Genomic DNA, 17,480 nt, shown 5'->3' with positions numbered 1-17,480 from the left:
GCCGACCTTCGCGCGGCGCTCGACCAGGTTCGTTAGTGGTGCAGGAGGTCGCCGTTGATCCAGACGGCCTGGACGTCGGCGGGGGTGCCTAGGGTGAAGATGCGGGCGAGGGCTTCTTCGGTGTCTTCGGCGTGGGTGATGGCTACGGCCAGGGGGGAGCCTTCCGCGGGGCGGAGGAGTTGGGCGTCGAAGTGCTGGCCGACCGAGAGGTGGCCGACGTGGGGGAGGTCCAGGGCTTCGGCGCCGGCTGTGGTGGCGAGGTAGAGCAGGTGGGCTGCGGTGAGCGGCCGGCCCTGGTCTCCGAGGAGTTGCTGGCAGAAGTACGCCTGCAGGCCTTCCTTCAGCAGCGAGAATCCGGTGCCCGCGCCGACGTCCGATCCGAGTGCTACCCGGACCCCGAACTGCAGGTGCCGGGTCAGCGGGAACAGTCCGCTGCCGAGCGCCGCGTTGCTGGTCGGGCAGTGCGCGACCGTCGCGCCGCTGGTGGCCAGCGTCTTCAGCTCGACGTCCGTCGGGTGGACGTTGTGCGCGAGGACGGTACGCCGGTCCACCAGGCCGTGCCGGTCGTACGTCGTCACGTAGTCGCAGCCCCCGAACAGGTCGGCGACCGACGCGATCTCGGCCTCGTTCTCGTTCACGTGCGAGGTGAACAGCGCGCCGGGGATCGCCTCCATCAGCTCCCGGCAGGTCGCGAGCAGTTCGTCGGTGCACGACAGCGAGAACCGCGGTGTCACGGCGTACCGGTTGCGGCCGGCGCCGTGCCAGCGGTTCGCGAGTGCGAGCGACTCGGCGTACGCGCGGACCGGTGTGGTGAGCAGTTCCGGCCGTAGCAGCCGGTCGCTGAGCACCAGACCGCTCGTCACCCGCAGGCCGACCTTGGACGCGGCGCCGAACAGCGCGTCGACGGCGTCGGGGTAGTGCGCGCCGAAGACGAGCGCCGACGTCGTACCGGCGGCCGCGAGCCCGCGGACGAACTCGTTCGCCACACCGGTGGCGTAGTCCACGTCGGCCATCCGCGCCTCCTCGGGCAGCGCGTACCTGTCGAGCCACTCGAGCAGCGGCAGCCCGAGACCGCCGACCGCGCGAATCTGCGGGAAGTGCACGTGGGTGTCGACGAATCCGGGCAGTACGACGCCGTCGCGCAGGTCCACGACCTGCTCGGCGGGATGCGCCTGGCGGAGCTCCGCGAACGGGCCCCGGGCAACGATCAGGCCGTCCTCGACCAGCAGCCCCGTGTCGCTGCCGACCCGCAGGCCGGCGCCGTCGAACGGGTTCTCCGGCGTGTCGATGAACGTGCCACGATAAAGAGTCATGCCTGTGCCTCACGCTGAGCCGGCGTGGGGCGACGCACGGCAGGACGAGCCGACGCGGGATGCCGGTCGGCGGATTCGGGCCGGGCGGATCGCTCGGCGGATCGGGACGGTGCGGGTGGCCGTTCGGCCGCGAACCGCTGCAGAAGCCACGCGGCCACGCTGACCGCGATCACGGCCGGCTCCTTGCCGGGGAGATCGGGCAGGCCGATCGGTGTGGTGATCCGCGCGATCGCCTCGGGCGGGTTGCCGTCCTCGGCGAGCTTGCGCTGGAACCGCGTCCACTTGGCGCTGGAGCCGATCAGGCCGATCGTCGCGAGGTCCGCCTTGCGGATCGCGGCGTCGCACAGGGCCGCGTCCTCGGCGTGGTCGTGGGTCATGATCACCGCGTGGGTGCCGGGCGGGAGCTCACCGACGACGAGCTCCGGCAGCACCGGCACGTTGTGGACGTGGACCTGCGCGACCGCATCGTCCAGCGCCGACAGCCGCTCGGCCGTCAGCTGATCGGCCCGGGAGTCGATCAGGTGCAGCTCGAGATCGTGCCGGGCGAGGATCCGCGCGAGCTCCAGGCCGACGTGCCCGACCCCGAAGATCGCCACCGACGGAACGACCGGCAACGGCTCCAGCAACAGCTTCACCTCACCACCACAGCACTGCACGCCGTGCTGGTACGGCGCCTTGTCGGACAACGCGGCCGTCAGCTCCTCAGGGGCCGTCAGGCCGTCGGCGATCATCTGCCGCGAACGCTCGACCGCCATCGCCTCGAGATTCCCGCCGCCGACGGTCGACCAGACGTTGTCGGCAGCAACAACCATCTTCGCGCCGGCTTCCCGCGGAGCATGTCCTCGCACGGACACCACGGTGACCAGCACGCCGGCAAGCCGTCCGGATCGCAACCGCTGAACGGCTTTCACCCACTCCACGACACACCTCCCCGGGCCCGATCGACCGCCCAGTACACGGCCTCCGGTGTGGCCGGCGACGGCAGATCCACGCTGGTGCCGGCTGGGCCGAAGGCGGCCGCAGCCTGGCGCAGGGACTCGCGGACCGAGAACGCCAGCATGAGCGGCGGTTCGCCGACCGCCTTGGAGCCGTAGACGGCGCCCTCTTCGTGCGCCTTCTCCAGCAGCGTGACGTTGAAGACCTCGGGCATCTCCGAGAAGCTCGGCAGCTTGTACGTGCTCGCGGCCTGCGTGGACAGCCGCCCGCGCCGATCACCGGAGCTTTCGTCCCAGCGGAGGTCCTCGAGCGTCAGCCAGCCGGCGCCCTGCACGAAACCGCCCTCGATCTGGCCGATGTCGATCAGCGGACTGAGGCTGTCACCAACGTCGTGGACGATGTCGACGCGGCGCAGCGTGTACGCGCCGCTGAACCCGTCCACCTCCACCTCGGCGGCCGCGACGCCGTACGCGAAGTACTTGAACGGCTCGCCGCGCATCGCGTTCGCGTCCCAGTGCAGCCCCTCGGTCCGGTAGAAGCCGGCCGCCCACAGCTGCACGCGCTGGTGATACGCGAGGTTGACCAGCTCGTTCCAGTCCACGCCGTCGCCGGACAGCCCGCGGACGACACCATCGACGAACAGCACATCCAAAGGGCTGATCCCGAGCTTCCCGCCGGCGACCTGCGCGAGCCGCTCGCGGATCTGCTCGCACGCGTTCTTGATCGCCGCGCCGTTGAGATCGGCACCGGAGGACGCCGCGGTCGCCGAGGTGTTCGGCACCTTGTCGGTCCGCGTCGGAGCCAGTCGTACTCGCGCCAGCGGCACGCCCAGCGTGGTCGCCGCGACCTGCAGCATCTTCGTGTGCAGGCCCTGGCCCATCTCGGTGCCGCCGTGGTTGATCAGCACCGACCCGTCCTTGTAGACGTGCACCAGCGCGCCCGCCTGGTTGAACGCGGTCAGGTTGAACGAGATCCCGAACTTCACCGGCGTCAGCGCCAGCCCGCGCTTCACATGCTCGTGCGACGCGTTGAACGCCTCCACCGAGGCCTGTCGCTCGGCAATCTCACCGTTGGCCAGCACCTGCGACCAGCACGACTCGAGCCGATCCGCGTGCCGGACCGGCTGCCCGTACGGCGTGGAGTCGCCCGGCTGGTAGAAGTTCCGCCGGCGCAACTCCGCCGCGTCGTACCCGAGCAGCGGCGCGCAGCGTCCGAGAATGTCCTCGATCACGAGCATGCCCTGCGGCCCGCCGAACCCGCGGAACGCGGTCTGCGACGTCTTGTTCGTCTTCGCGATCCGGCCGTCGACCCGGACGTGCGGGACCTCGTACGCGTTGTCGATGTGGCACATCGCCCGCGCCAGCACCGGCTCCGACAGGTCCAGGCTCCACCCGCCGTCGGCGGTCAGCGTCGCGTCCAGCGCGACTAGTTTGCCATCGGCGCCGAAGCCGACGGTCCACGAGCTGTGGAACCCGTGCCGCTTGCCCGACATCGTCATGTCCTGCGTGCGGTTCAGCCGCAACCGCACCGGCCGGCCGGTGAGCGTCGCGCCCAGCGCGGCGATCGCGGCGAAACCATGCGGCTGCATCTCCTTGCCGCCGAAGCCGCCGCCCATCCGCAGGCACTGCACGGTCACCGAATGGCTGGCCAGCCCGAGCACGTGGGCGACGATTTCCTGCGTTTCCGAGGGATGCTGCGTGCTGGACTGCACGAAGATCTGCCCGTACTCGTCGACCAGCGCCAGCGCCGCGTGCGTCTCGAGGTAGAAGTGCTCCTGCCCGGCGAACTCGAACTCGCCACGGAACACGTGTTCCGCCCCGGCCAGCGCCTGCTCGACGTCGCCGCGCTCCAGGTGCCGCCCGATGCCCTGGAAGCTGTCCGCCTCGATCGCCTCGCGAACGGTCACCAGCGACGGCAGCGGCTCGTACTCGACCTCGACCGCCGACGCCCCCAGCCGCGCGGCCTCCAGCGTCTCGCCGAGCACCCAGCACACCGCATGCCCGTTGAACATCACCTCACCCGGGAACAGCGGCTCGTCGTGCTTGACGCCCGCGTCGTTCACCCCCGGTACGTCGTCCGCCGTCAGCACGCGGACCACACCGGGTACGTCGTACGCCGGCTTCACGCGCAACGCGGTGACCCGGGCATGGGCGTGCGGCGACTGCACCGGCCACGCGTGCAGTACGTCGCGGGTGCGCATCACCAGATCGTCCGTGTACAAGGCCGCACCGGTCACGTGCAGCGCGGCACTCTCGTGCGGCATCGGTACGCCGACCACGGCCGCGGCGGGCCGTTCAGACAACGAGCTCATGCGCCGACCCCCTGGAAGTAGAAGCGCAACAAGGACTGGCCGAGCATCGCGGAGCGGTACGACGAGCTCGCGCGGTGATCGTCCATCGGCGTACCCTCGGCCGCCATCACGGCGGCGACGGTCCGCACGGTCTCCTCGGTCCACGGCCGGCCGATCAGCGCCGCCTCCGTCTCGCGGGCGCGCAGCGGGGTCGCTGCGACACCACCGAGCCCGATCTTCGCGTCCCGGACGATGCCGTCGGCGACGTCGACGGCGTACCCGATCGCGACGCTCGAGATGTCGTCGAAGCGTCGCTTGGCGATCTTGTGGAACGCGCTCATCGGTGCCAAGGGCAACGGAATGACGATCGTCCTGATCAGCTCGTCCGGCGCCTTCAGTGTCTGCCGGTAGCCGGTGAAGTACTCCGCGAGCGGCACCTGCCGCTCGCCCCGCCTGGATGCGAGAACCAGCTCCGCCTCCAGTGCGAGGAGTGCGGGCGGAGTGTCGCCGATCGGTGATCCGGTCCCCAGGTTCCCGCCGATCGTCGCGCCGTTGCGGATCAGGCGTGAGGCGAACTGCGGGAAGAGCTGGTCGAGGAGCGGGATCCGCCCGGCCAGCCGCCGTTCGATCTCGGTCAGCGTGAGCGCCGCGCCGATCCGCACCTCGTCGTCGCCGAACGAGAACTCCCGCAGCTCTTCCAGCCGGTCGATCGCGATGGTCAGCGGCGGGCGGTCACCGAAGATGTTCACCTGGACACCGAGATCGGTCGAACCGGCAACGACCACCGCATCGTCCCGATCACCCAGCACCGCAAGCGCTTCGTCCAACGAGGTAGGCCGAACGAACTCGCCCTCGGGCGAGACCATGCCGGTCGCCGCCGGGGCGGGCGGCGCCGCGTCCCGGCGGACGGCGAGCGCGTCGTTCTCAGCCGGGCTGTCCAGCGCGTACGCCGCGTCCCGGATCGGGCGGTAACCCGTGCACCGGCACAGGTTCCCGCTCAACGCATGCAGATCGAACCCGTTCGCGCCGTGCTCGTGGTCGCCTTCACCACAAGCACGACCGGGCCGGTAGTACTCGGCGGCCATGCTGCAGATGAAACCGGGGGTGCAGAAGCCGCACTGGGAGCCGCCGCGGACCGCCATCTCCTGCTGGACGGGGTGCAGCTCGGACGGCGTGCCCAGGCCTTCCGCCGTCATCAGCTCCTGGCCGTCCAGCGAGGCGACCGGGAGGAGGCACGCGTTGACTGCGGTCCACTCGGTGCGCGAGTCGGTGCCGGGGCGGGCGACGAGGACGGAACAGGCACCGCACTCGCCCTCCGCGCACCCCTCCTTGGCGCCGGTCAGGCCGCGGTCGCGCAGCCAGTCCAGAACCGTCGTGTGCACGGAGACCGCGCCGATCGCGGTGAGTTCGCCGTTCACCGTCAAGGCGGGGGCGCGCAGGGCTTGGGTAGTCATCGGTTGGTGCTCCATCGGGTGCGGGCGCTGTGGATCGGGTTGGCGTCGGAGACGAAGTCGTCGAACCGGTAGCCGGCGATCTTCGCGACCTCGAGCAGGGCGGCGGCGTGCTCCTGGTTCTCGCAGTTCCCGAGCCGTTCGCGGCCCTGCTCGACGATCCGCTCGTACGACTCGGCGTCGCGGACCGAGATCACCAGCGGGAACCCGAACCGGTCCTCGTACGCCGAGGTGATCGCGGTCAGCTCGTCCCGCTCGGGGTCGCCGAGGAACGTCAGCCCCTTGTCGGACTGGTCCCGCAGCGACGCCTCGCCGCTGAGGCCGTCGGCGACGAACTGCGAGCCGAGCCGCGGGTAGGCCCGGATCAGTTCCAGCTGCTCCTCGCGGGAGCCCGAGAACAACGCCTCCTGGAAAGAGCGGCGCAGCGCGTGCGTGTCGGCGTACGGCCGCATCTCCCAGGCCCGCTCGACCGCCCAGCGCGGACCTTGGAACAGCGGACCGAACGTCTCGACGAATTCCTCGCGGGTCATCTCGTTCACCTGGTCGAGCCGGACCGTGTCACCCGGCTGCCCCGCCACCGCGGGCCCGAAGTTCTTGCCGACGTGGTGGAACAGGATGTTCAGGCCGATCGCGGTCAGGCTGCCGAGCGTGATGCCGCTGCCGAAGATGATCTCGGCCCAGTTCGGCACGGCCTGCGCGACCTGCGGCTGCGCGGTCACGTACATCGCCAGCCCGACGCTGGTCGCGACGATCACGACGTTGCGGTGGTCGTGGAAGTCGACCTTCGCGAGCGTCTGGAACCCGACCACGGCCACGGTCGCGAACATCGCCAGCGCCGCGCCGCCGAGCACCGGATGCGGTACGCCGGCCACGACCGCGCCGGCCTTCGGCACCAGGCCGATCAGGATCATGATCGCGCCCGCGGCCGCGACCACCCAGCGGCTGCGGACCCGGGTCAGCCGGACCAGGCCGACGTTCTCCGCGAAGCAGGTGTACGGGAACGAGTTGAAGACGCCGCCGATCGTGGTGGCCAGGCCGTCGGCCCGCAGCGCCCGGGCGATGTCCTCGCGGCCGACCCGCTTCTCGACAATCTCGCCGGTCGCGAACACGTCGCCGGTGGTCTCGACCGCCGTGATCAGCATGACCACGACCATCGAGATGATCGCGGCGACCGAGAACTTCGGCCAGCCGAAGTAGAACGGCGTGGTCACCCCGGCCCAGGCCGCGTCACCGACCGCGCCGAAATGCGCGTCCCCGAACGCCCAGGCGACCAGCGTCCCGACGACCAGGCCGAGCAGGACGGCGATGGTCGCCATGAAGCCCTTGAACACCCGCTGAATCAGGACGATCAGCGCCAGCGTGCCGAGTGCGTACGCCATGTTCTTGCCGCTGGTCGGCGCGGCGCTCGGACCGGCGCCGCCGACCGCGTCCCCGGCCGCGACCGGCAGCAGCGCCAGGCCGATGATCGTGATCACCGACCCGGTCACCACCGGCGGGAAGAACCGGATCAGCCGGCTGAAGTACGGCGCGATGAAGAAGGTGGCCAGGCCCGCGACCAGGACGGCGCCGTAGATCACCAGCAGCCCGTCGGTGCCGCCGCCGGCCGCGAGGCCGATCGCGATCATCGGCGAGACCGCCGTGAACGTCACGCCCTGCAGCAGCGGCAGCCGGACGCCGACCTTCCAGAAGCCGACCGACTGGATGATCGAGGCGATCCCGCAGGTGAACAGGTCGGCGTTGATCAGGTGGATGAGCTGCTCGGTGCTGAGCCCGATCGCACTGGCGAGCAGGATCGGTACGATCACCGCCCCGGCGTAGAACGCCAGTACGTGCTGAGCGCCGTACACCGCGAGCTTCGCAGGCGGCAGCACCTGGTCGACGGGGTGGCGGTTGGTATGGCGGCTCGGTCGCAGGACTGCCTTCATCGGGGACACGCTCCTCGGCTGCTTTGGGGCGGTGCGGGGATTTGACCTGCACCTGAGCATCGGCTCACCGGGGTACGGATTGCACCCGGTGAACCTCCGAAGATGAACGGCCGGAGAACGGTCCGTTTTGTGCGATCACACAACTACAGCGATTTGAGCGCGAGGAACACGTCCACCCGGTCCTCTAGGCTCGACAGATCGCGTCCGGTCAGTTGCTCAACGCGTTCGATCCGGTAGCGAACGGTGTTGACGTGCAGGTGCAGCGACTCCGCCGTCCGCGTCCAGGAGCACGAGCAGGCGAGGAACGCCTGCAGCGTCGTGAGCAGGTCGGCGTGGGTCCGGCGATCGTGGTCGAGGACCGCTCCCAGGACACGGTGGCTGTAGGTACGGCGTACGTCGTCCGGCAGCGTGGCGAGCAGCAGGACATGCGAGGCGACTTCGTCCGAGGTGACCACCGACACGGGCGCTCGCGCGGCGCCTGCCGCCCGCTGCGCGAACCTGGCCTCCTCGAGCGCGCCGGCGAGTGCGTCGACCGCCGTCTCGCCGCTGATCCCGACCGCGAGGCGTGCCCGGTTGAGGCCCGGGGCGAGGCGGCCGAACGCCCGGCGCAGGTGCTCCGGGAGGCCCGGCGCGAACGGCAGAAATCCGACGAGCAGCCCGTCCCGCCCAGGGGCGACCACGGCCGGGCCGACCGTCAGCGCGACATCCTCCAGCAGGCTCAGAGCGACCTCGCTCGGGCCGTCGTCGCGTAGCTCGGCCACCGCCACGACCATCGGCCGCTCGGAGTGCGCGCCGGCCTGCCGCAGCCGGGCGGCGACCTCGGTCAGCGGGGCGCCCGACTCGACCATGGCCAGCGCGTCCGCCACCAACGGGCGCAGTGCGCGGCGGCCCTCGTCACGCCGGGCCCGGTCCAGGGCAGCGATCGCGCACAGCTCGTGCACCGCCTCGACGTGATCGCGGGACCATTCGTGGTGGTCGCCCTCGATCACCAGCACCCACGCGGTCAGCCGGTTGCCGAGCCCGGATCCGACCGGGAACAGGCTGTACGACGCGTCGATCGTCATCGCCACGGCCGGTGTCCGGTCCGCGGTCAGGAACTTGCGGGTGACCGCGTCGACCGCGGCCGCGTCGAGCTCGCCCGGCCCGGGAACGACGTGCCGCCCGGTCGGGGTCAGCACCCGGCAGTCGTGCCCGATCTCGGCGGAGATCCGCGCCGCCAGCTCGTCGAGGCTCCGCCCGGCGGCGATCGACGACAGCAGCTGCCGCTGGCGTACCAGGCTGGCCGACAACCGCGCGCCGGTCTCGGCCGATCCCGCCGCCGCGACGTACTCCGTGACATCGGCGAACGCGATCTCGATCGGGACCTCGACCAGGGTCACGTCGTGCCGCCGGCAGGCCGCCACGAGATCCGCCGGCACGTCGCCCAGCTGCGCCTTCCCGGCCAGGATCGTGGTCGCTCCGCGGCCGGCCATCGACGCCACGAACACCTCGCTGTCGGCGGCCTGCCGGCGCCAGACCAGCCCGGTCAGGACCACCTCGCCGCCGCTCAGGTACCGCCCGGGCTCGAGCAGGTCGGTGGTCACCAGCCGCCCGATCGGCCGATCCAGCATGCCGGCGCCGGAGTACAGCAACCGCAGCCCCAGCTCGGGCGCATCGAGCAACTCCGCCAGCAACACGACGTACCTCCCTTTAGAGGAAAGTACAACGCGCGCGCCCGCGTACGACAGCCCCTCGGTCCGCGGCCGAACCGCGCCGGACGCTTGACGCTCTCTCGATCACCCGCTTATGGTCATTTCGCAGAACAGAAATCAAGTTCCACAATGCGGAAATTGGAGTCGGGATGAGTCACCAGCTGAAGTACACGGTGAACTGTTCTTTGCTCTTCACCGAGTTGCCTCTGCTCGAGCGGCCGGCCGCCGCGCGCCGGGCCGGGTTCAGCGCGGTGGAGTTCTGGTGGCCGTTCGTCGAGGCCGTCCCGCCGGACCGGCAGGTCGACGCGTTCGTCAGCGCGGTCACCGACGCCGGCGTCCGGCTGACCGGCCTCAACTTCTTCGCCGGCGACATGCCGGGCGGCGACCGCGGCCTGGTGTCGTGGCCGAAGCGGTCCGGCGAGTTCCGCGACAACATCGACGTCACCGTCGGCATCGGCGAGCGACTCGGCGCCCAGGGCTTCAACGCGCTGTACGGGAACCGTGTCGAGGGCAGCACGGCGCAGGAGCAGGACGACATCGCCGTCGAGAACCTCGCGCTCGCCGCCAAGGCCGCCGCGCGGATCGGCGCCACGGTCCTCGTCGAGCCGGTCAGCGGCGCGGAGCGCTACCCGCTGAAGCTCGCGGCCGACGCGCTGGACGTGATCGACCGCGTCCAGGCGGCGTACGACGTACCGAACGTCGGGCTGCTCGCGGACCTCTACCACCTGGCGGTCAACGGCGACGACGTCGACCGGGTGATCGCCGAGCACACCGGCCGGATCGCCCATGTACAGATCGCCGACCACCCGGGCCGCAACGAGCCCGGCACCGGCACGCTCCCGCTCGACCGCCAACTGACCGCCCTCGAGGCGAACGGTTACACCGGCCTGGTCGGGCTCGAGTACAAGCCGTCCACCACCTCAGATGCAAGCTTCGGCTGGCTGCCGTTCGAGCGCCGCTGATCGACCCAGGAGACGAATTATGACCAACATCGCCTTCATCGGCCTCGGCATCATGGGCAACCCGATGGCCGTCCACCTCGCCAAGGCCGGCCACACCGTCGCCGGCCTGGACCGTACGCCGGAGCGCGCGGAGGCCCTGGTCGCCGCCGGCGGCCGCGCCGCGACCTCGCTCGCCGACGCGGTCAAGGGCGCCGACGTGATCTGCGTGATGGTGCCCGACTCGCCCGACGTCCAGGACGTGCTCGAGGGCGAGGACGGCGTCTTCCAGCTGGCCGAGACCGGCACGCTGATCATCGACTTCTCCAGCATCCGGCCGGACGTCACGCAGCACCTCGCCGAGCAGGCGCGGGCGAACGGCTTCCGGCTGCTCGACGCCCCGGTCTCCGGCGGCGAGGCGGGCGCCAAGAACGCCGCGCTGTCGATCATGGTCGGCGGCGACGCGGACGACTTCGCCGCGGCCAAGCCGCTGTTCGACGTCGTCGGCAAGACCGTCGTACACGTCGGCCCGAGCGGGTCCGGCCAGACGGTCAAGGCCGCCAACCAGTTGATCGTCGCCGCGAACATCCAGGCCGTCTCCGAGGCCGTCGTCTTCCTGGAGGCGTACGGCGTCGACACCAAGGCCGCGCTCGAGGTCCTGGGCGGCGGGCTGGCCGGATCCACCGTGCTGAACCAGAAGAAGGAGAACATGCTGTCGCGCTCCTTCGAACCCGGGTTCCGGATCGACCTGCACCACAAGGACCTGGGGATCGTCACCGCGGCCGCTCGCGAGGCGGGTGTCGTCGTACCGCTCGGCGCGCTGGTGGCGCAGCTGGTCGCGTCGGCCCGCGCGAACGGCGACGGCGGCCTCGACCACTCCGCGCTGCTCCGCGGTGTGGAGCGCCTGTCCGGCAAGGTGGTCGGCTGATGACCCGCATGCGCGCGGTCGACGCCGCCGTACTGATCCTGGAGAAGGAAGGCTCGACGCAGGCGTTCGGGCTGCCCGGCGCCGCGATCAACCCGTTCTACAGCGCGATCCGCGCACACCGCGGGATTAAGCACGTGCTCGCCCGCCACGTCGAGGCCGCGTCGCACATGGCCGAGGGCTACACCCGGGCCCGCGCCGGCAATATCGGCGTCTGCATCGGTACGTCGGGACCGGCCGGAACCGACATGATCACCGGGCTGTACTCCGCCTCCGCGGACTCCATCCCAATCCTGTGCATCACCGGCCAGGCCCCGGTCGCGAAGCTGCACAAGGAGGACTTCCAGGCCGTCGACATCGCCTCGATCGCCAAGCCGGTCGCGAAGTGGGCGGTCACCGTGATGGAGGCCGCGCAGGTCCCGGGCACCTTCCAGAAGGCGTTCCAGGTGATGCGCGAAGGCCGGCCGGGTCCGGTGCTGATCGACCTGCCGCTGGACGTGCAGCTCGCCGAGATCGACTTCGACGTCGACACCTACGAGCCGCTTCCGGTCTCGCGTCCGGCGGCCACCCGCGCGCAGGCGGAGAAGGTGCTGTCCTTCCTCGCCGCCGCCGAGCGGCCGCTGATCGTGGCCGGCGGCGGAATCATCAACGCCGACGCGTCGGACCTGCTGGTCTCCTTCGCGGAGATCACCGGGATTCCCGTCGTACCGACGCTGATGGGCTGGGGCGCGATCGCCGACGACCACCCGCTGAGCGCAGGCATGGTCGGGCTGCAGACGTCGCACCGGTACGGGAACGCGACCATGCTGGCCTCGGACGTGGTCCTGGGGATCGGCAACCGGTGGGCGAACCGGCACACCGGCGGGCTGGATGTGTATCGAGGCTCGCGCAAGTTCATTCACGTGGACATCGAGCCGACGCAGATCGGGCGGGTGTTCGCACCGGACTACGGGGTCGTGTCGGACGCGCGCGCCGCGCTGGAGGTCTTCGTCGAGGTGGCGCGCGAGTGGGCCGCCGCCGGACGGTTGCCGGACCGTACGGCGTGGGCGGCGGAGTGCCGAGAGCGTCGTACGACGCTGCAGCGGAAGACGCACTTCGACGCGGTGCCGATCAAGCCGCAACGGGTGTACGAGGAGATGAACCGTGCCTTCGGGCCGGACGTGCGGTACGTCAGCACGATCGGGCTGTCGCAGATCCAGGCGGCGCAGATGCTGCATGTGTACCGTCCGCGGCACTGGATCAACGCCGGTCAGGCCGGTCCGCTCGGCTGGACCGTGCCGGCGACGCTCGGGGTCGCGGTCGCGGATCCGGACAGCACGGTGGTCGCGTTGTCGGGTGACTACGACTTCCAGTTCCTGATCGAGGAGCTCGCAGTCGGGGCGCAGTTCAACATCCCGTACATCCACGTGGTGGTGAACAACTCTTACCTCGGGCTGATCCGGCAGGCGCAGCGTGGGTTCGACATGGACTACTGCGTGCAGCTGTCGTTCGAGAACATCAACAGCCCGGAGGTCAACGGGTACGGCGTCGATCACGTGAAGGTCGTCGAAGGCCTCGGTTGCAAGGCGTTGCGGGTCTCCGAGCCGGACGGGATCCTGCCGGCGCTGGAGCAGGCCAAGAAGCTGATGGTCGAGCACCAGGTCCCGATCGTCGTCGAGGTCATCCTGGAACGGGTCACGAACGTGTCGATGGGTGTCGAGATCGACAACGTCGTCGAGTTCGAGGACCTGGCGATCTCACCCGAGGACGCGCCGACGGCCCTCGCGTTGCTGGACTGACCTGTGCGCGTGGTTGTTGCCTCCGACAAGTTCAAGGGGACGCTGACGAGCGCGGAGGTCGCGGACGCGGTCGGCACCGGGGTACGGCGAGCCTGCCCCGACGCCACTGTGGTCGCAGTCCCGGTCGCCGACGGCGGCGACGGCACCCTCGCCGCCGCCGTCGCGGCCGGCTACACCTTCGTCCCGCTCATCGCCTCGGGCCCCACCGGCGAGCCAGTGCACTCCGGCTACGCCCGACTGGGCGACACCGCGGTGGTCGAACTGGCCGATGTCTCAGGCCTGGTCCGCCTCCCCGACGGCATACCCGCACCCCTCACCGCCACGTCGTACGGCACCGGCGAGCTGATCGCCGCGGCCGTCGACGCCGGGTGCACCCGCATCATCCTCGCCATCGGAGGCAGCGCCTCCACAGACGGCGGCGCCGGCCTGATCGCCGCCCTGGCGGACCTGGGAACACCCGCTGGGGTCTGGGAACAGGCTATTGCTTGTTCAGAGACCCCAGCGCTTGTCGCCGCGAGGCTCCAAGGCGCGCGGTTGGTCGTTGCTTGTGATGTGGACAATCCGTTGACCGGGCCTTGGGGTGCGGCGGCTGTGTACGGGCCGCAGAAGGGGGCTACGCCGGAGCAGGTCGTGGAGCTGGACGCTCGCCTGGGGCGCTGGGCCGATGCGGTCGCTGACTGGACCGGCGCGGACCTCCGCGACACATCGGGCGCCGGGGCGGCTGGTGGGGTCGGCTTCGCGGCGCTGGCGTTGCTGGGTGCCGAACTCCGGCCAGGTATCGACCTGGTGCTGGAGATGGTGCGCTTCCGCGAACAGTTCGCCGACGCGGATCTCGTCGTCACCGGCGAAGGGGCCTTGGACGAACAAACGCTGCACGGCAAGGCCGTTGCCGGCGTAGCGGCCGCTGCCGGCCGGCTGGGTCGCGACGGCGCGGGAGTCCCGGTCGTCGCGGTCTGCGGTGTGAACCGCCTGCAGCCCGACAAACTCCAGAAGATCGGCGTAGCGGCGGCCTACGCACTGACAGACCTGGAGCCTGACGTCAGCAGATGCATCGCCGAACCCCGCCCGCTGCTGGAACAGCTCGGCGAACGGATCGCGGTCGATCACCTTACGATGGCACGAAGAGAGAAAGGCATCGCATGAGCGCTCTTGATCTCGTGCTTCGGGCCCGCCGCGTGGTGCGACCCGACGGGGAGCGGTCGACCGCGGTCGGTGTCCGGGACGGGCGGATCGTCGCGATCTCGCCGTACGACGCGGAGCTCGACGCCGCGACGGAGCTGCGCCTCGGGGACGACGAAGTGCTGCTGCCCGGTCTCGTCGACTCCCACGTACACGTCAACGACCCCGGTCGCACCGACTGGGAGGGCTTCACCTCCGCGACGAAGGCGGCCGCGTCCGGCGGTGTCACCACGATCGTCGACATGCCGCTGAACAGCATCCCGCCGACCTGCGATGTGCCGGCGCTGGCGCTCAAGCGCAAGACCGCCGAGACCCAGGCGTACGTCGACGTCGGCTTCTGGGGCGGCGCGATCCCGGGCAACGTGCCTGACCTGCGCCCACTGCACGACGCCGGCGTGTTCGGTTACAAGTGCTTCCTGCTGCACTCCGGCGTCGACGAGTTCCCGCCGCTCGGCGCGGACCAACTGGTCGCGGCGATGCGCGAGATCGCCGCGTTCGACGGCCTGCTGATCGTGCACGCCGAGGACGCGCACGCCATCGACGAGGCCACCCCGCCGAACGGCGCCGGCTACCTCGACTTCCTCCACTCGCGGCCGCGCGCCGCGGAGAACGAGGCCGTCGTGCAGGTCATCGACCTGGCGAAGACGACCGGCTGCCGCGTCCACATCCTGCACGTCTCCAGCGCCGACGTCCTCCGACTGCTAACGCAAGCCCGCAACGACGGCGTGCGGATCAGCGCCGAGACATGTCCGCACTACCTGAGCTTCACCGCCGAGGACATTCCCGACGGCGCCACGCAGTACAAGTGCTGCCCGCCGATCCGCGAGGCCGCGAACCGCGAGCTGCTGTGGGAAGGCCTGCGCGACGGCACGATCGACCTGGTCGTGTCCGACCACTCGCCGTCGACGATCGACCTGAAGCACCTCGACACCGGCGACTTCGGCGCCGCGTGGGGCGGGATCGCGTCCCTCCAGCTCGGCCTGCCCGCGGTCTGGACCGAGGCCCGCCGCCGCGGCTTCACCCTGACCGACGTCGCCCGCTGGATGTCCGCCGCCCCCGCCGCGCAGACCGGCCTGTCCGCGAAGGGCGCCATCGAGATCGGCTATGACGCCGACTTCTGCGTCCTCGCCCCCGACGAGACCTTCGTCGTCGACGCGCAGCAGCTCCAGCACAAGAACGCGATCACGCCGTACGACGGGCGCACGCTGACCGGTGTCGTGCGGAGCACCTGGCTCCGCGGCGTATCCGTCGACCTCGCCGCCGACCCGCGCGGCCGCCTGCTGACCCGAGGAGAACGATGACCTTCTACGCGCCGAAGGGCGGATTGCCCGCGCAGACCGACCTCACCACCGACCGCGCGGTCTTCACCGAGGCGTACGCCGTCCTGCCGCGCGGCACGATGCGCGACATCGTCACCAGCCGGCTGCCGTTCTGGGACGACACCCGCTTGTGGGTGATCGCACGGCCGCTGTCCGGGTTCGCCGAGACGTTCTCGCAGTACATCGTCGAGGTCGCGCCGGGTGGCGGCAGCGACAAGCCCGAGACCGACCCGGCCGCCGAGGCCGTACTGTTCGTTGTCGCTGGCAACCTTGTGCTCACGGTCGCGGGGGAGAAGCACGCGCTGACCGAGGGCGGGTACGCGTACCTGCCGCCCGGCGGCGACTGGACGGTGCGGAACACGAGCGACGCGGCCGTCACCTTCCACCTGGTGCGCAAGGCGTACGAGCGGATCGAGGGCATCGACGTACCGCCGGCGCTCGTCACCAACGAGGCGGACGTCGAGGGCCGGGAGATGCCGGACACGAACGGCGCCTGGAAGACGCAGCGGTTCGTCGACCCGGACGACGTCCGGCACGACATGCACGTCAACATCGTGACGTTCGAGCCGGGCGGGGTGATCCCGTTCCCGGAGACGCACGTGATGGAGCACGGCCTCTACGTTCTCGAAGGCAAGGCGGTCTACCTGCTGAACAAGGACTGGGTCGAGGTGCAGGAAGGCGACTTCATGTGGCTCCGGGCGTTCTGTCCGCAGGCCTGTTACGCGGGTGGGCCCGGCCGCTTCCGGTATCTGCTCTACAAGGACGTCAACCGTCACCCCAAGCTCACGCTCTGACGGTCACCGGGCGCAGCGGCGGTGTCAACGGGTCGGTGATGAGCCGCGCGTGCCGCTCCACGTCGTACCTGTTGCCGTCGTAGGTGAGGCGTTCGCGTTCGACGCCCTCGGGCAGGAACCCGGCTGCGGCCGCGACCGCGCAGGACGCGGGGTTGTTGAGCCGGTGCCCGATCTCCAGCCGGTACAGCCCGGCGTCGTGATGGGCCCAGTCGGCGAGCGCGCGCAGCGCGTCCCGCGCGACCCCCTGGCCGCGGACGTCGGCGAGCGTCCAGTACCAGGTCCAGCCGACCCGGTGCCGGTCGATGTTCGTCACCCCCACGCAGCCGATCGGGTGATCGTCCGCGTCCGCCACGGCGTACACGTGCCCGTTGTCCAGGTCCGCGACCCGCCCGATCCAGTCGACGGCGGACGCGCGGTCCACGATCCCGCCCTGGTGCACCATCTCCGGATCGTCATGCGCCGCCGCCAGCCGCAGCGCGTCACCAGTCCGCCACCGCCGGAGCCCGAGCTCCCCGAGCGCGTATCCCATCCAACGAAAATACTCCTGGACCCGTCCCACCATCCCGTCCTCCGGCGCGTTCACTCCCAAAGCAGAGCCACGGCGCCGACGACGGCGACCAGGGCGCTCAGCGCCTCGACCAGCCGGTCGCCGAGTGGGATCGTCCCGGCGTACTTCCTGTAGGTCGCGTCCTGGTCGAAGGTGAAGGTCACCCCACGTGCCGTCGCCAAGCAGCCGCCGACCGCGATCACAGGACCCACAAGCAGGCCCAGTGGGACCGCGGCGCGTGCCGGCATGGCAGTGGTCGCGATTGCGAGCCCGGCCAGCACGCCGAGCCCGGTGACGACCAGACAGCGCGTGCGCACACGCATGACGAGCCGCAGAACCACCACACCGGCGGGCCACCCGACATACGCGGCAATCAGAACGGAGTGCGGCATTG

General features: G+C 70.5%; 14 protein-coding genes. 6 read left to right on the top strand and 8 right to left on the bottom strand.

Annotation, left to right across the window (positions count from 1 at the left end; translation table 11 throughout):
- Positions 1-32 precede the first annotated feature (32 nt).
- From guaD to ACWEOO_RS14615, 6 genes are all read right to left on the bottom strand, one after another.
- On the bottom strand, positions 33-1,313 hold the full coding sequence (gene guaD, locus ACWEOO_RS14640; RefSeq protein ID WP_452143379.1) for a guanine deaminase: 1,281 nt from the start codon (positions 1,311-1,313) through the stop codon (positions 33-35).
- On the bottom strand, positions 1,310-2,182 hold the full coding sequence (gene xdhC / locus ACWEOO_RS14635; protein ID WP_452143562.1) for a xanthine dehydrogenase accessory protein XdhC: 873 nt from the start codon (positions 2,180-2,182) through the stop codon (positions 1,310-1,312). The genes guaD and xdhC overlap by 4 nt, the downstream gene beginning before the upstream one ends.
- A 38-nt stretch (positions 2,183-2,220) precedes the next feature.
- Complete coding sequence (gene xdhB / locus ACWEOO_RS14630; RefSeq protein WP_452143378.1) at positions 2,221-4,560, bottom strand: xanthine dehydrogenase molybdopterin binding subunit; 2,340 nt, start codon at positions 4,558-4,560, stop codon at positions 2,221-2,223.
- Positions 4,557-5,993 carry a xanthine dehydrogenase small subunit gene (locus tag ACWEOO_RS14625; RefSeq protein ID WP_452143377.1) on the bottom strand — a complete coding sequence of 479 codons (1,437 nt, stop codon included), beginning with the start codon at positions 5,991-5,993 and terminating at the stop codon, positions 4,557-4,559. The genes xdhB and ACWEOO_RS14625 overlap by 4 nt, the downstream gene beginning before the upstream one ends.
- A complete protein-coding gene (uraD, locus tag ACWEOO_RS14620; RefSeq protein WP_452143376.1) occupies positions 5,990-7,915 on the bottom strand; it encodes a 2-oxo-4-hydroxy-4-carboxy-5-ureidoimidazoline decarboxylase in 1,926 nt (641 codons plus the stop codon). The genes ACWEOO_RS14625 and uraD overlap by 4 nt, the downstream gene beginning before the upstream one ends.
- A 143-nt stretch (positions 7,916-8,058) precedes the next feature.
- Positions 8,059-9,591, bottom strand: coding sequence for a PucR family transcriptional regulator (locus tag ACWEOO_RS14615; protein ID WP_452143375.1), 1,533 nt, complete (start codon positions 9,589-9,591; stop codon positions 8,059-8,061).
- A 164-nt stretch (positions 9,592-9,755) separates the two neighbouring features.
- On the opposite strand from ACWEOO_RS14615, the gene ACWEOO_RS14610 reads away from it, so the two are divergent.
- Genes ACWEOO_RS14610 through ACWEOO_RS14585 form a run of 6 tightly spaced genes read left to right on the top strand, consistent with a single transcriptional unit; the run spans position 9,756 to position 16,539 of the window.
- Positions 9,756-10,568, top strand: a complete 813-nt coding sequence (locus ACWEOO_RS14610; RefSeq protein WP_452143374.1) for a hydroxypyruvate isomerase family protein — start codon at positions 9,756-9,758, stop codon at positions 10,566-10,568.
- A gap of 19 nt (positions 10,569-10,587) precedes the next feature.
- Complete coding sequence (locus ACWEOO_RS14605) at positions 10,588-11,472, top strand: 2-hydroxy-3-oxopropionate reductase (protein ID WP_452143373.1); 885 nt, start codon at positions 10,588-10,590, stop codon at positions 11,470-11,472.
- Entirely contained in the window at positions 11,472-13,247 is a 1,776-nt protein-coding gene (gene gcl / locus ACWEOO_RS14600) for a glyoxylate carboligase (protein WP_452143372.1), read from the top strand. Before ACWEOO_RS14605 ends, gcl begins: the two co-directional genes overlap by 1 nt.
- Positions 13,248-13,250: 3 nt before the next feature.
- The gene (locus tag ACWEOO_RS14595) at positions 13,251-14,390 is read left to right on the top strand and encodes a glycerate kinase (protein ID WP_452143371.1); all 1,140 of its coding nucleotides are present in this window, start codon (positions 13,251-13,253) and stop codon (positions 14,388-14,390) included.
- Positions 14,387-15,727: an allantoinase AllB gene (gene allB / locus ACWEOO_RS14590; RefSeq protein WP_452143370.1), complete on the top strand. Its 1,341-nt coding sequence runs from the start codon at positions 14,387-14,389 to the stop codon at positions 15,725-15,727. The genes ACWEOO_RS14595 and allB overlap by 4 nt, the downstream gene beginning before the upstream one ends.
- Positions 15,724-16,539, top strand: coding sequence for a bifunctional allantoicase/(S)-ureidoglycine aminohydrolase (locus ACWEOO_RS14585; protein ID WP_452143369.1), 816 nt, complete (start codon positions 15,724-15,726; stop codon positions 16,537-16,539). Before allB ends, ACWEOO_RS14585 begins: the two co-directional genes overlap by 4 nt.
- Here the strand turns inward: ACWEOO_RS14585 and ACWEOO_RS14580 are convergent.
- Both ACWEOO_RS14580 and ACWEOO_RS14575 read right to left on the bottom strand, forming a co-directional pair.
- Positions 16,529-17,068 carry a GNAT family N-acetyltransferase gene (locus ACWEOO_RS14580; RefSeq protein WP_359940152.1) on the bottom strand — a complete coding sequence of 180 codons (540 nt, stop codon included), beginning with the start codon at positions 17,066-17,068 and terminating at the stop codon, positions 16,529-16,531. The genes ACWEOO_RS14585 and ACWEOO_RS14580 overlap by 11 nt on opposite strands.
- Positions 17,069-17,118: 50 nt before the next feature.
- The gene (locus tag ACWEOO_RS14575) at positions 17,119-17,478 is read right to left on the bottom strand and encodes a hypothetical protein (RefSeq protein WP_452143368.1); all 360 of its coding nucleotides are present in this window, start codon (positions 17,476-17,478) and stop codon (positions 17,119-17,121) included.
- Positions 17,479-17,480: the final 2 nt, after the last annotated feature.

The sequence above is a fragment of the Kribbella sp. NPDC004138 genome, from assembly GCF_053603655.1.
This window is presented reverse-complemented; position numbering and strand designations above follow the sequence as displayed.